Here is a 15,408-nt window from a genome sequence, read left to right on the forward strand (position 1 = left end):
CGTTGCGACCGCCCCTGAAGTTTTTGTCCTTTATAAGACAGCTGACAAATCAACTTATTACAAAAATTAAATTAAATCAACCGAATGCAAAAATACAAAAAAAATCGGTGGGGAATCCCTATGGAGTTTAAACAGATTTCCTCCCTTAAACCATTGGCTATGAAGTTGTCGATTGCGATCCCGCTACTATTTGCTACAAGTTTTCATGTTAGTGCTAATTCTTACGGTCAGAAGATCAATCTTAATAAGAAAAATGTGAATCTGGAAACTTTATTGAAGGATATACAGAAGCAAAGCGGCTATAATATATTATATAAAGAGTCTTTGATTGCTCACATTCGAAAAATAGATGTGAAATTTCAAAATATCCCACTTGAATTAGCACTTAATGATTTGTTGGGAAAATATCAGATTACTTACAAATTGATTGATAATAATATTGTGTTGAGTCAAAGTACTACGGCAAAAGTTCAAAGTACTCCTGCAGTGGTTGACAAGATGATACAAAAACAGATCAAAGGAAAAGTTTCGGATCAAAATGATCAACCTTTGGCCAATGTTACCATAAGTGAGGTAGGTACAAATAATAAAACATCCTCCGATGCGACGGGTTCGTTTAGTCTTTCGGTGAGTGGTGAAGCGACATTGCTCCATTTTAGCATGGTAGGTTACAAAAATAAGGATATCCAAATTGGGAATAACGAGTTTTTACAGGTTAAGCTAGAACAGACCATTATGGCGATGGATGAGGTAGTTGTAGTGGGATATGGTTCTCAGAAGAAAACTGTAGTTTCAGGCGCTATTGCTACTGTAAAGGGAGAAGATCTTGCTAAATCATCGTCAGTCAATCTTTCTAATTCTTTTGCAGGAAGATTGCCTGGAGTAACCGCCATGCAAAGTAGTGGCGAGCCTGGTGGAGATGGTTCTTCTATTCGTGTTCGTGGTATCAATTCCCTACCGGGAGGAAATACGAGCCCATTGATTGTAATTGATGGAGTTCCACAGCGCGCAGGAGGTTTTGACCGTATTAATCCTAACGATGTAGAGAGTGTGTCGGTGCTGAAAGATGCATCAGCAGCCATCTATGGCTCCCGTGCAGGTAATGGTGTTATCCTCATTACAACGAAGCAGGGTAAAGTTGGTAAAACGCAGTTTTCTTACGATTTTACTTACGGTATACAACGTCCGACACGTACACCTAAAATGGCCAATTCTGAGCAGTATACTTCTATTATAAACGAGGTAACGACAGTTTATCCCCAAGATAGTGATAAGTGGGGAGAAATTTGGAAAGCAATAAATACAGGTGATGGAAAATATACTTCTCCTACAGGAGTGATTGAGGCTGCATTTACGCCAGAAGAGAGACAAAAATATGCTGATGGTTCAGATCCTTTACGTTATCCAAATACAGACTGGTTTGCTTCTACGATAAAAGATTGGTCGCCACAGCAGCGACATAATTTACAGATCAATGGAGGTACCGAAACTACCAAATATCTGATTTCATTAGGTTATTTAAATCAGGATGCGATCTACAAAAATTCAGCAACATATTATAAACAGTACGATTTGCGCGCAAACCTAGAATTTAAGTTGGGCAAATATGTTACTGCTAGACTTGGCATAACAGGTCGTGAAGAATCCCGTAATTTCCCTACACGCGGAGCGGGCACGATCTTTAGATCTTTGATTCGCGGTCTGCCAACTGAAATTGCGACCTGGCCCAATGGTCTTCCTGGCCCAGATTTAGAAAATGGTGCCAATCCGGTTGTAATAACCACTGGTGCAACGGGCTATGACAGAAATACAAGAGATTATTTGCAGAACACAGGTGCCATTGATTTTAGAATACCAGGTGTTGAGGGACTTAAATTAACTGGAACAGCTTCAATTGATAAATATTGGGGAAGATCGAAAAGATGGGAGACCCCGTGGACTCTTTATGATTGGGATAAGGTAAGTTTTGAGGCCGATGGAGTAACGCCATCACTGGTAGGGTATGTACCAAAAGGTATAGAGCCTAAAGCTCAGCTTCGTGAAGCGGCGGAGGATCAATTAGCAATCAATTTATCTGCTTTGTTATCCTATGAAAAGACATTAACAGGAGGGCATAATATCTCCGCGATAGCAGGGTTAACTCGTGAGACTGTCACCAATAATGGTTTTTACGCAGATCGTAGGGATTTCGCCTCGACATTAATAGAACAGTTAAATTTTGGTGATCGCGAACGGCAGACCTTGGGAAATGAGAATACTTACGATCGTGCACGTTTAAGCTACTATGGAAGGGTCAACTATAATTTTCAGGAAAAGTATCTTTTTGAATTTAATTGGAGAGTGGACGGTTCTTATGTTTTTCCACCTAATAAAAGATTTGGTTTCTTCCCTGGAGTTTCAGCGGGATGGCGGGTATCCGAAGAAGGTTTTTTCAAAGATAATGTTAGGTTTGTTAATAACCTGAAGTTGAGAGCATCTTGGGGCCAAATGGGGGCAGAAGCTTATTATGGTGGTTCTTTTCAAGAATATAAATACTTAGCATTGATGAATACCGGGCAGGGGGTATTCAGTGATAAACTCTATCAGACTTTATATGAGAGTACCATTCCTAACCCTAATTTCACATGGGAAGTAGCTAATAATAGCAATGTTGGATTGGATGCTTCTTTTTTAAATCATAAACTGGCGCTAGAACTGGACTTCTTTTATAATAAACGGACCAATGTTTTGACAAAGAATCCTGGAGTTGTACCTATCAGTTCGGGTATTTCGGGTAATCTGCCAATTGCCAACCTTGGCAATCTGATCAATAAGGGGTATGAGTTTAAATTGACTTATACCGATAAAATCGGTGATCTTTCTTTTAATGTAGGCGTTAATGGTGGTTATGCAAAAAACAATGTGCAATACTCCAGCGATGTTGTCAACACCTTACCCTATCAGCAACAGATCGGAAGAGTAACAGACTCTTGGCTAGTGTATCAATATGATGGTGTTTTCAAAGATCAGGCTGCTATTGATGCGAATACTGTAGATTACACAGCTTTAGGATTGAAAAATGGCAAGCTATTGCCTGGTGATATGAAATATGTCGATTATAATGGCGATGGTAAAATTACAAGTGACGATCGTGTGCGATTGGACAAAAATGGTACCCCAACTTTTACAGGAGGTCTTGTATTAGGCGGTGATTATAAAGGTTTTGATTTCAGTATACTGGTACAGGGGGCTACTGGTGGTATGCGACGAATGGGCCCTACAGAATCGGGATTAATAGGGAACTACCTGGAGTGGAATTATGATAACCGTTGGAGTATTGATAATCCGAGTGATGTTGATCCTCGACTTACCAACCGTTCGGATACTTATTATACAACAACCGACAATACCTACTGGATACGGAGCACCAATTATATCAGATTAAAGAATGTAGAGTTGGGATATAGTCTTTCCAGCAATTTGGTCAGTAGAATAGGGATGAGCTCCATTCGTTTTTATACCAATGGCATTAATCTGTTAACCTTTGATAAAATCAAAATTTGGGATCCTGAATCTGATAATAGTACGGGTCAATTCTATCCGCAATCGAAAATTATCAGTTTTGGCGTAAAGGCTATATTTTAATCAAATCATAAATAATAAAATAATAAAATGAAGACATTGATCAAAAATAGATTTCTTTATATGCTAGCAGTTATGCTATTGTTTATGACAGCATGCAGTACAGATTTTCTAAATGTAACACCTCGAAATGATTTTTCAGATGCCACCGTATGGCAAGATCCAGTGTTGGCTGAAAAGTTTGTTAGTGATATTTACAACGTATTTGAAGCAAGTAATTCCGGTTTCACAGAACAGATGCAGGCTTCTGCAACTGACGAATCATTATGGAACCATACTGATGCTTTTCTTTTGTTGAACACAGGAGCGATCAACGGTGCTAATGAAGGCTGGGGTGGTACATCAAGATGGTGGGAGCGTATGTACACCTATATCAGATTCAGTAATATTGCCATAGAAAGACTGGGAGATGTCACCAAAAATGGTATTAGCGATATAAAAGTAAAAAATGAATTATTGGCACAGGCTTTCTTTATCCGTGCTTATTGTTATCACCAATTGTTAAGGTATTATGGCGGTGTGCCTCTTATTCTAAATAGTTATCCATACTCTGAAGACCCGATTATCTATCAAAAAGAACGGGCAACTTATGAAGCCTGTACAAATCAGATTTTAAAGGACTGTGATGAGGCTTACAAGCGTTTGGGGGATGGTAAACTTGAAAAAGGCAGGATTAATTCGTTAACTATTCTAGCGCTCAAATCAAGAACTTTAATTTATGCAGCAAGTGATTTACATGATCGAGCTAAACTTACTTCTAAGGTAACAGATCTAAATGACCTATCTGAAAAACTACCCTTATTGGCATATGCCGCAGGATCGCAACAAGATCGCTACCGTTTGGCACAAGCAGCAGCAAAAGCGGTTCTAGATGCAGGAACAGGATATAAGTTAAATCTTACAGCACCTGTTACTCCAGCACAAGGAAGATTAAATTACAAAAGTATTGCCATGGGAGGGGGTAGTAAAGCGCCAGATATGGATATCACGGCAGCATCAGATATACTATATGCCCGTTATTTTATCACGGAGCAGAGTTCTTCACATGCTAGAGATAATGGTCCCAATGGTTATAATAACTGGGGGGGAAATCAACCTATAGGTCTTTTGGTGGATGATTATGAAATGAATGATGGAACAAAATTTGACTGGAACAATCCCATTCATAAAGCCAGTCCTTATAAAAACAGAGATCCTCGTTTTTATGCATCCATATTATATGACGGTGCTGATTGGAAACCGAGAAATAATCCGATCGATCCAGCTAATCAGATACAAACAGGTGCTTACGATCTAATTTTAGCCGGTAAGTTGACAAAATTTTCAGGATTGGATACAAAACAAGGACCTAAAGAGGCACACAACGGAACTTGGACAGGATATTACATTCAAAAGTTTATTGACCCAGATCCAAATATTGTAGATGCTCAAGCAAGACAGTTTGTACCTTGGCCTTATTTTAGATATACAGAAGCAGTTTTTAATTATGTGGAAGCAAGTATTGAACTAGGGGAATTAGAAACAGCAAAAACCTGGCTGAATAAAATTAGGTTTAGAGCAGGTATGCCAGCTATCACTGCAACAGATCAAAATACGCTGAGGACAATATACCGTCAAGAAAGACGTATAGAAATGGCTTATGAACAGCAACGTTTTTTTGATGCCCGAAGATGGCTTATTGCTAATGAAACCATAGGAAGAAAGGTCACTATTGTTAAAATTGATGCTACTTTCAAGCCAGGTAAGTCATTAGCAAATGTTTATAAATATGACGAGTCAATTTATAATTATACCTACACACCGCAAGAATTCAATACAAAAGAAAACCGGGTTTGGAAAAATCAAGTTTATTTTCTTCCGCTATCACGGGATGAAATTCGGAAAAATCCATTGCTTGTACAAAATCCAGGGTACGTGGAGTAATAGATTGTTTTAAGAATTAAAACTGAAATACATATTCCTAAATTTTAAAACATCTGAACATATGTTCAGATGTTTTTTTATTACGAGCTTACTACGAAACAAACATTACCGTTGTAACAGCCAACTAAAGAGGGTTTATTTAAACTGATAAATATTTTAATTTGTGAACAACGATTTATTTTTTAATCTTTTGACTATCATAGCACTCAGTTCTCGATTTTAGCAGGATCAATAGAAATTTCAGATTTTGCCCGTAGCAAATATGAGGAAAAAATCATTCATGTATGATAGAGCAGGAACATTAGTATGAGAATAAAAATAAGCTAAGTAAGCCTATACTTTAGTTTTTTAGTGTCCCTTTTATTAGCGTGAAATCTATTTTATTTATGAGTGTAATAAAATCTATAGGATTAGTAGTTTTTATTGGAATAAAAAATTATATTTGCAAAGTGTTTTAAAGAATAAGCACACTAAACCCTGATTAGAGACAGTCAGGATCAATCACCTAACTAAAAAACAGCAGTATGAAATATTATTCTACGCTTGATGACTCAAACCTTTTTAGACATTATGAAGATGATGTTTTAATTTCTTCCTTAAATTTTTTCACCATCCTATTCCATTCCGAATACCTGGATTACGATTCTCGAATGTGTTGTTAAAACGACAAACTAACAAAAAGGGGAAGCAAGCTTCCCCCATTTTAAAAATTAGATGAGGTTCTGATTCCCAATTGGCGTTGTCGTCAGAAACCTTTTTTTACCTTAATTTTCTACAAGAATATGAAAAAAAATCAAAAGTATCTGATTTTTCAGGTACTCTTTGTCCTAACTGTGCATTTAGGGCAACCAACCTATTCCCATGCACAAAGTAAATCTACTCCTATTGTTAATGCGGCTTTTGAAGGGAAAGTTGTTGACCAGGTTAATGGAAACCCAATAGTGGGGGCGACTGTAAAGCTGCAAGGTGTGACACATTCTGTCCAAACAGATAGTCATGGAAATTTTCAATTTATTACGGGACAAAAATTACCAGCTACAGTCATCGTTTCTTTTCTCGGTTATCAATCGCAAACTGTAGAAATCACATCACCCAAAAGTATCATAAAATTATTGCCCACAGCTTCTAATTTGGATGAGGTTGTCGTTATCGGTTATGGAACAACAAAAAAACAGGATGTAGTTGGTGCCATCACAAAGATTAATGCAGGGGAAGTCAATAAAATACCTGTAGCCAGTTTTGATGCTCAGTTACAGGGGAAGGCAGCTGGATTACAGGTCGTAGCCAATTCTGGAGTTCCGGGAGAAGGTATATTTGTCCGTGTCAGAGGTACGACTTCTATTAATTCAAGCAGTGATCCGCTCTATATTATTGATGGAGTCTTTCTAAACAATACAAGCTTACAAAATGCAAATTTAGGAGGTCGTACTACATCCCCATTAGCCGATATAAATCCGGCAGATATTGAATCGATAGAAGTACTAAAAGACGCTTCAGCAACAGCAATTTATGGATCTAGGGGAGCTAATGGTGTTGTTATTGTAACGACTAAGCAGGGAAGTTATGGTGCAAAAACAAAAATTGATTTTAATCTTTCCAATGGTTTTGTTCAAGCGGATAAATCGACTTTGCCACATTTGGCATCTGGACCAGAAACCGCGGCATTAGCGAATGAATGGTGGATTAATTCGGGGATCGATAAACCATCATTAAATCAAAACTTTTCTAACAGACCTTTTCGACCGGTTAACGAAGGAGGTCGTGGCCTACCTGAGGAGCAGCAGACATATGATCGTTTAGATTTTATTCTAAGAAATGGACGTGTGCAAGATTATAGTTTAGGTATTCAAGGTGGAGGAAATAAGTCCCGATATTATATAGGTACTGGGTATACAGATCAAGAAGCATTTTTTAAAGTTATCGATTTCTCACGAGCAAATTTTAAGTTTAATTTTGATCAACAGCTAAATGAACGCATTAAGATCGGAATTACAAGTAATATTGCTAGAACAAAAAGAAATCAAGCACGTACAGGTGACGGTCCGCAGGTCAGTTTGTGGAATTCTGCAGTTTCTTCGGCTACCTATACAGCGACACACGATCAGGAAGGGGTGGCTACAGGATCTGATAATACTTATGTATTAGTTGATAATTATGATGTCAATACATTAAGTTTACGTTATATCGGAAGTGTTTTCGCTGAAGCAGATATACTTCCCGGTTTAAAATTCAGGAGCAGTTTTAGTGCTGATTACAACAAATATGATGAAAATCAGTACTGGAATACCAATACTAGTATTGGAAGAGCTAACAATGGACAAGCAACGTCAGGAATTTCTGAAAATACCACTTGGATTAATGAGCAGACCTTAAACTATCAAAAACAATTCAATAGCGTTCACAAAATTACGGCTTTAGTGGGCAATACCTTGCAGCATAATACTTTGAATTATTTGTACGCAGAAGGTAATGGATTTGCCAACAATAGTTATAAATTAATTTCTTCAGCTTCTACCCGTACTTCATCTCAGGACTGGACAGCTTACTCTATTGCTTCTTTTTTCGGAAGAGCAGGATATCAGTATTCCGATAAATATTTTGCAGAAGCGACATTAAGAGCTGATGCTTCCTCCAAATTTGGAAAAAATAATCGTTGGGGATATTTTCCAGCTTTCGCGCTTGCTTGGCGACTGAAGCAAGAGGACTTTTTGAAAGATGTAAACTGGTTAAATGACCTGAAAATTAGAACATCCTATGGAATTACAGGTAATCAGTCAGGGATCAGCAATTTCGCTTCACGGGGACTTTGGTCCGGAGGTAGTTCATATGCCGATGTTATCGGTTCTCCTTTACCAGGTATAGGGCCTCAGCAACTTGGTAATGATGACTTGAAATGGGAGACAACAGCACAGTATAATATCGGTTTTGATGCAGAGTTATTTAAAAATAGATTATCTATTACCCTGGATGTTTACGATAAATATACTTCCAATATTTTACTGCAACAACCGATTAAGACTTCTTCTGGTTTTTCCCAGTATTGGGCCAATGTTGGCGAAGTGAGTAACAAAGGTTATGAGTTGACTATTAATAGTGTTAATATTCAAAATCAAAATTTTACGTGGAAAAGTAGTTTCAATATCTCAGGAAATAAAAACAAAATAGAAAAACTACCGACCCAAATTACGCAGTATACACGTGATTGGGTGATTTTAAAAGAAGGACAATCTTTGAATTCATTCTGGCTCTATGAGCAGTTATCTGTTGATCCTAAAACCGGAAATGCCATATTTGATGGTCAGCTGGAAGATGGAACAGTTCCAGTAAATGCCCGCAAAATTATGCATAATGCATATCCTAAATTTTATGGGGGTTTAAATAATTCGTTCAGCTATAAAAGTTTTGATCTCAGTGCAGCACTTTCTTATCAATTTGGTAACTACACTTTAAATCTGGAGCGCTACTTTAGAGAACGTAACCCTACTAGCGGGGGAGTATTTGAAAATGTGCTAAACCGCTGGCAAAAAGATGGTGATATTACCGATGTGCCCAGATTAACATCGATAGGGAATAACTATACCATTGATCAGAACAGCCGTTATTTAGAGGACGCATCCTTTGTAAGGCTTAAACAATTGTCGATAGGGTATACACTGCCGAAATCTTTCTTGAGTAAAGCTGGAATTAGTAATACTCGGATATATTTTCTAGGCTCGAATTTGTTCCTTTGGACAAAATATACAGGAGATCCTGAATCTAATGTTACCTCAAATCCGAATGCACAGGGACTTGGATCATTCGGAACTCCACCTCAGCCCAGAAGCTTTCAGCTTGGATTTAACCTAACACTATAATTTCACCTAAGATAAAAATAACAGATGAAAATTCTTAAATATAGCTATATATGGACTTTGGCCGTGACGTTTACACTGTCCTCATGCGAGAAATTTTTGGAAATAGATCCTCGGATTTCTACCTCTGATCAGGTGACAATCAATGATGAAAATTCTGCACACACTGCCGTTAGAGGGATATACAATCAGTTGCAGTCAGACGGATATTACGGGTATACATTTCAGACTATCGGTTTTTTCTCCGGCGATAATATTGAATATACAGGAAGCCAGATTGTGAACCAATCTTTAACCAATCACAGTGTAAGAGCAGATTTACCCGCTTTAGCCACAGCATGGACTGCGATATACAATACGATCAACCGTGCGAATAATGTGATTGCTAAAGTACCGGCCCTATCGGTTACTCCAACTTTTACAGATGCGGTAAGAAATCAACTGGTCGGAGAAGCCTATTTTCTTCGGGCATTGTCTTACTTTGATCTAGGTAGAACCTGGGGTGGGGTACAGCTTGTCTTAGTCCCAACATCTTCTTCCAGCAATCTAGAGAATTTAAAAAGATCTTCTTTAGCAGATACCTACCGGCAAGTACTGGCAGATTTGATAAAAGCAGAAGAACTTTTACCCAATAGTACCAATCGTATCCGTGCAACCCGTAAAACAGTTTGGGCACTTCGCGCACGCTACCATCTTTATCGGGAGGAATGGAAAGAAGCAATTACTTATGCCAGCAAATTAATTGATGATAAAAGTAATTATAATCTTTTAACACCTTACTCTTCATTTTTTGCAGACAATGCTTCAGGAACAAATGAATCCATATTGGAATTATATTATACAACCAATGTCGTTAATACCCAGGCTTATCAATGGCAACCCAGTACAAAGGGAGGAGTAGGCTGGATCCGACCTTCAATGGGAATTGTTAATTTATTAAATAATAAATCGATCGCGGGAACGCGTCAATCTTTAATTTCTAAAGTAATATTAAATGGTGTGGACAATTGGTTCGGCAATCTCTATTATAGAACTAATGGAACAGATCCAGCATTTCTGATCCGAATAGCTGAACTATACTTGATCCGTGCGGAGGCATATGCGCAGGATAATGATATTGCCAAATCTCTTGCAGACTTAAATGTAATCAGAAAACGTGCCGATATTCAGGAACTTAATATAGCTGATAAAGCAACATTATTATTAGCCATAGAACAGGAGAACCGGATTGAGTTTGCATTTGAAAATCATCGCTGGTATGACCTAGTGCGCACAAGACGTGCAAAAACAGTTCTTGGAATAGATGAAGATTTTCGACTTCTTTTACCAATTCCGTATGCGCAGATTCTGATCGATAAAAATCTAGAACAAAATCCTCAATATAAATAAATATTTTTATGGAAATAGCTATTTCAACTAAAAAATGGAGTTCAGCTGAGAGTTTCTCCATCCGGCTTTTATTTATCTTTTTTATTATTTTGACACTCCCATATGATGTTCATTTGTATCACGCTCTTCGGCACTTCAGCTTTGAATCTGCATATCAGTTAGCGACTTTCAGAACATCGTTTATAGCTGAAAGCGATTATGTGGGGAATCATTTTGAGGGATTTTATAATTGGCTCATAGCTTTAGTTATTGCTTTTTTTGGTGCTGTTATATGGACTAAAAAGCGGAAGAGTCAAGAACATGAGCTCTACTATTGGCTTAGGGTACTTTTACGTTATCGTTTGGCTTTTGCCATTATTGCTTCAGGAATAGTTAAGCTGGTGCCGGTTCAGTTTCCAGCTCCAACGCTTAGTGATTATAATACCGAATACGGCGATTTTTTATTATGGAAGATTTATTACTTAAGTACTGCAATCACTAAAGCTGGGTATGTTCCGGGCATAGGAGTTTTAGAGATAACTGCGGGTGTACTCTTGGTATTCCGAAAAACAGTAGCAGTAGGGGCAGGTGTGTTAATTGCTCTTTTAGCCAATATTGTCATTGTCAATTTTGTGTATGAATTGGGAGAACAGGTGTATAGTCTATTCCTATTATTGATTGCCATTACCTTATTTTCCTATGATTTACCCCGTTTTTTTAATGCAGTTTTTCGGCAGGTGAAAACACAGCCAGAGATTGTTAACCCGCTAGTTTCACAGCCTCTCAAAAAACTAAGGGTACTATTCAAAGGTGGGTTTTTACTATTTTTTATACTTTTTGGATTTTGGACCTACAACTCCTGGAAAAGTAGTAATTACCCATACCCAAAGGAATCTGGAATAGCGCATATCCGAGGTTTATACAACGTGGATGAGTTTGTTCTTAATTCAGATACATTAGCCTACTCCCTGACCGACAGTAGTCGGTGGCAAAATGTGGTGTTTGAATCTTGGAATACTTTTAGTATAAAACGAAAATCAGATATCAAAGCAGATCTTCATAAACCTCGTATTATTTGGCAAGCTGATTCACTTCGCAATTTTGAAAATATCGGAAATGGTGGTCGGGAATTTTACCGTTATACCTTTGCTCAGGTTCCAGATGGACGGTATCAGATCCGTGCAATAAATAAGAGAAATGCAATACAATCATTTCAATTTGAATTGCAAAAGAGTGGTGAAAATGTGTTATTGCTGTTAGGAAAGAATGAACAAGGAGAGTCCCTACAGGTTAAATTGCGCAAAATTAATAAAGAATACCTCTTAGACAAAGGCCGTAGAAAGCCAATTTCCATTTATTAAATTATTTCACAATGTCAGCTATAAAAAATATGTATCCGGAGAGAAGTTCTATATATCGTGCTTGGTCTACTTGGGAGAAAATAAGTTTTAGATTTGCTTTTATTTTTTTTATACTACTGGTAGTTCCCATTCAATTTTCCTGGTATAAAAAGTTATTTGAAGATTTTTCATTTTATGGACTATTGGCGAATGTCTCCGGTTTCAGACCGGAATTTATAGAGATTTCGTCAGAAAGTGGTAAGTGGGGAATAGATTCTTATGCCACATGGGCTATTGCGGCAATTATTTCGGCTATTGGAACCGCAATCTGGACTTGGTTAGCTAGTGGGCGCCAACGCTTGTCATACAATCAACTTTATTATTGGCTTAGAGTACTGGTTCGCTATCGTATCGGTCTAGGATTGATTGCATTCGGTTTTATTAAATTTTATCCGATGCAGATGCCTTTTCCTTCAATCGCAAACCTGCATACCGATCTGGGCGATTACGCACCTTTTAAATTATACTGGCAGTCCGTAGGAGTTTCTGTTTGGTATCAGATATTCTTAGGTTTCTTAGAAATAGGAGCGGGTATATTGATGTTTTTTAGAGCCACGACGGCCATTGGAGCTATTATCAATGCAGGTGTATTATATAATATTGCCCATGCTAATTTTGCCTATGACGGGGCTGTTCATGTCTATAGTTCTTACTTTGTATTGTTATCCTTGTTTTTATTGATCCTGTATATTCCAGATTTATATCGGTTGTTTATCAAAAAAGAAGCAATTACGCCACAGTATTATCGTATAAAGTTGGACAGTAGGACTAAAAGGCGTGGATATTATCTTGCTAAAGCACTTTTTATCTTGGTATTTGTCTTTGTGTATGGTGCTTACCGCTATGATTTTCATTATTATCAGGGGCGATTAAAAGAACCCGTTATTCCAGGATTTTCCAAGGCAGTAGGCCATTATACGGTTAGCCAATTTATCTTAAATGGCGATACCTTAACCTATTCGCCTTATGATTCAGTGCGTTGGCATGATGCCGTATTTGAACGATACTCAACACTAGTGTATAAAGTTAATAAAAAACAACCTATAGATCTAAGAAATGGAACTCCCCATAAGACAGATCTTTTTAAAGATTATGAGTTTACTGGCCGTGCCGGCGGTAGAGTATATCTATATTATGAAATTGATTCTTTGGAGAATGCGATTTATGTCGTCAATAAAGGAAGGAAGTTTAATGAAAACTTCGAAAAGGAAAATAAAAAAGAAAATGAAGTTAATCTCAAAAAACTTTATCAAACAGCAATCCGTGATAGCATTGGTATTCTCAAATGGAAATATGAACGACCTTCCACAGAACAGATCGTGCTATCCGGTCAAGATGTGAGTTTTGATTCTATTAAAGTCGTTTTAGATAGAATTCCAGAGCAACCTTTACTTGGAAAAGGCTGGTTTTCAGAAAATAAAAAATATACTTATGTACAATAAATTAATTGTTCTATTTGTCTTGGTAATGATAGCATGTTCTGGTGTCAATGCGCAATCGTATGAAAATCTTACTGTGACAAAATTTGAGAAAGGGATCTCTGGAAAGCGGCATCAGCTCGTTGATGTGCGGACTCCAAAGGAATATGCTTTAGGGCATCTTGAAGCAGCGTCCCTGGCCGATTGGAAAGATTCGACAGTATTTGTTACTCAAATTGGGGTTTTAGATAAATCAAGACCTGTTTACATTTATTGTCGATCTGGCAATCGAAGTAGTAAGGCTGCATCATGGCTTATTGAGCATGGTTTTAAAATAGTATACAATCTTCAGGATGGGATAATCGGCTGGGAACAGTCAGGAAGAAAAATAGTTAAAGCAGATGATAAATAGAAGAAGTTTTCTCACGCAAAGCCTACTACTAGCTGTGACAGGTATATGGGCACAGACAAAAAAAGTAAACGATAGACAAATTATTTATCAATTTTTTGATTCAGGTTTAGCACATTTCTCCTACGCCGTCTTAGTAGATAAAAAAATTATTTTAATAGATCCTGCACGTGATGCAGGATCTTATTATACTTTTGCTAAAGAGCATGGGGCAACGATCATTGGTGTGATAGAAACTCACCCGCATGCTGATTTTGTCAGTTCCCATCTCGAGATCGCTAATTACACCAAGGCGAAGATTTATATTAGTAAATTACAGAAAGCAAGTTTTGAGTTTGAACCTTTCGATGCAGGGAACACCATTAGATTAAGTCCATCTATTAGACTAAAAGCAATCTCTACACCTGGACATTCTCCAGATAGTATTTCTGTTGTATTAGAAAAAGACAAAGAGCCACATGCTGTTTTTACGGGCGACTCCTTATTGTTTGGCTCCGTAGGCAGGCCAGATTTACGAACATATTCAGGCGAATTTACTACTCAGCGTGAGCAATTGGCAAAGCAACAGTTTCATACGATGCATGATATCTTCGCACTATTTCCAGATAAAACCCTTGTCTATCCTGCACATGGGGCAGGCTCTCACTGTGGTAATGCTATTCGCAATGTGAAAGAAAGTACAATTAGGGAAGAGAAACGAACCAACCCTGCTTTCACTTGGCTCGATGAAGATGAATTTGTAAGGCAATTGTTGCTCAACCAGCCCGATATTCCCCAATATTTCCCTTATAATGTAGAAATCAATAAATTAGGAGCGAATGAGTTGCATAAAGCATTGTCAGCTGTTCCCATACTTGACAATAATTATTGGGAAGAAAGTGCACTTTTTATTGATACTCGCCCTTCTTCAGCTTTTCGAATAGCGCACAGGAAGGGAGCACTAAATATTCCAGATGCTGATAAATTCGAGACTTGGTTAGGCACTTTAATTGCCCCTCACCAGGGATTCTATGTTGTGGTTTCAGAGGTGTCAAAAATCAAGCCTATGCTACTGAAAACCGCAAAGATCGGATATGAAGTATTTGTTAAGGGTATATTTGTCTATAATCAAAACAGCGCAGATTTAAGTATAAATGATTTTGATTCGGACCTCCTTAGGGCTAATCAAGACCGATATACCATTATTGATGTTAGAACTGAAAAAGAAGCCACGGATAAATATTTCGATAGGGTAATAAATATTCCACTTTCCGAGTTAACGGAGCGTGTGCTAGAGATTCCTGATGGAAAAACGGTACTTGTACACTGTGCTTCTGGCTATCGCTCAGGAATAGCGGCAAGTTTAATTTTGCGTTTAAGACCTGAGCTAAATATTATGGATATTTCCAATGCGATTACTAAATTTTAACATTATCTTC

8 protein-coding genes are annotated in these 15,408 nt (G+C 37.7%); all 8 read left to right on the plus strand.

Annotation, left to right across the window (positions count from 1 at the left end; genetic code table 11):
* Positions 1-84 precede the first annotated feature (84 nt).
* The 8 genes from ACFS6I_RS13520 (at position 85) to ACFS6I_RS13555 (ending at position 15,398) form a co-directional block, all read left to right on the plus strand.
* Positions 85-3,624: a TonB-dependent receptor gene (locus ACFS6I_RS13520; RefSeq protein ID WP_380921339.1), complete on the plus strand. Its 3,540-nt coding sequence runs from the start codon at positions 85-87 to the stop codon at positions 3,622-3,624.
* 27 nt (positions 3,625-3,651) lie between these two features.
* Positions 3,652-5,544 (plus strand): RagB/SusD family nutrient uptake outer membrane protein, encoded by a 1,893-nt coding sequence (locus ACFS6I_RS13525; protein ID WP_380921341.1) that lies wholly within the window; start codon positions 3,652-3,654, stop codon positions 5,542-5,544.
* A 782-nt stretch (positions 5,545-6,326) separates the two neighbouring features.
* Positions 6,327-9,398 carry a SusC/RagA family TonB-linked outer membrane protein gene (locus tag ACFS6I_RS13530; RefSeq protein WP_380921343.1) on the plus strand — a complete coding sequence of 1,024 codons (3,072 nt, stop codon included), beginning with the start codon at positions 6,327-6,329 and terminating at the stop codon, positions 9,396-9,398.
* Positions 9,399-9,422: 24 nt separating this feature from the next.
* A complete protein-coding gene (locus ACFS6I_RS13535; RefSeq protein ID WP_380921345.1) occupies positions 9,423-10,784 on the plus strand; it encodes a RagB/SusD family nutrient uptake outer membrane protein in 1,362 nt (453 codons plus the stop codon).
* Positions 10,785-10,792: 8 nt separating this feature from the next.
* Positions 10,793-12,124, plus strand: coding sequence for a beta-carotene 15,15'-monooxygenase (locus ACFS6I_RS13540; RefSeq protein ID WP_380921347.1), 1,332 nt, complete (start codon positions 10,793-10,795; stop codon positions 12,122-12,124).
* An 11-nt stretch (positions 12,125-12,135) separates the two neighbouring features.
* Positions 12,136-13,605, plus strand: a complete 1,470-nt coding sequence (locus ACFS6I_RS13545; RefSeq protein WP_380921349.1) for a hypothetical protein — start codon at positions 12,136-12,138, stop codon at positions 13,603-13,605.
* The gene (locus tag ACFS6I_RS13550) at positions 13,595-13,993 is read left to right on the plus strand and encodes a rhodanese-like domain-containing protein (protein WP_380921351.1); all 399 of its coding nucleotides are present in this window, start codon (positions 13,595-13,597) and stop codon (positions 13,991-13,993) included. The genes ACFS6I_RS13545 and ACFS6I_RS13550 overlap by 11 nt, the downstream gene beginning before the upstream one ends.
* A complete protein-coding gene (locus ACFS6I_RS13555; protein WP_380921353.1) occupies positions 13,983-15,398 on the plus strand; it encodes an MBL fold metallo-hydrolase in 1,416 nt (471 codons plus the stop codon). The genes ACFS6I_RS13550 and ACFS6I_RS13555 overlap by 11 nt, the downstream gene beginning before the upstream one ends.
* The last annotated feature ends 10 nt before the right edge of the window (positions 15,399-15,408 follow it).

Source organism: Sphingobacterium anhuiense, from assembly GCF_042686355.1.
Classification (GTDB): Bacteria; Bacteroidota; Bacteroidia; order Sphingobacteriales; family Sphingobacteriaceae; genus Sphingobacterium; species Sphingobacterium anhuiense.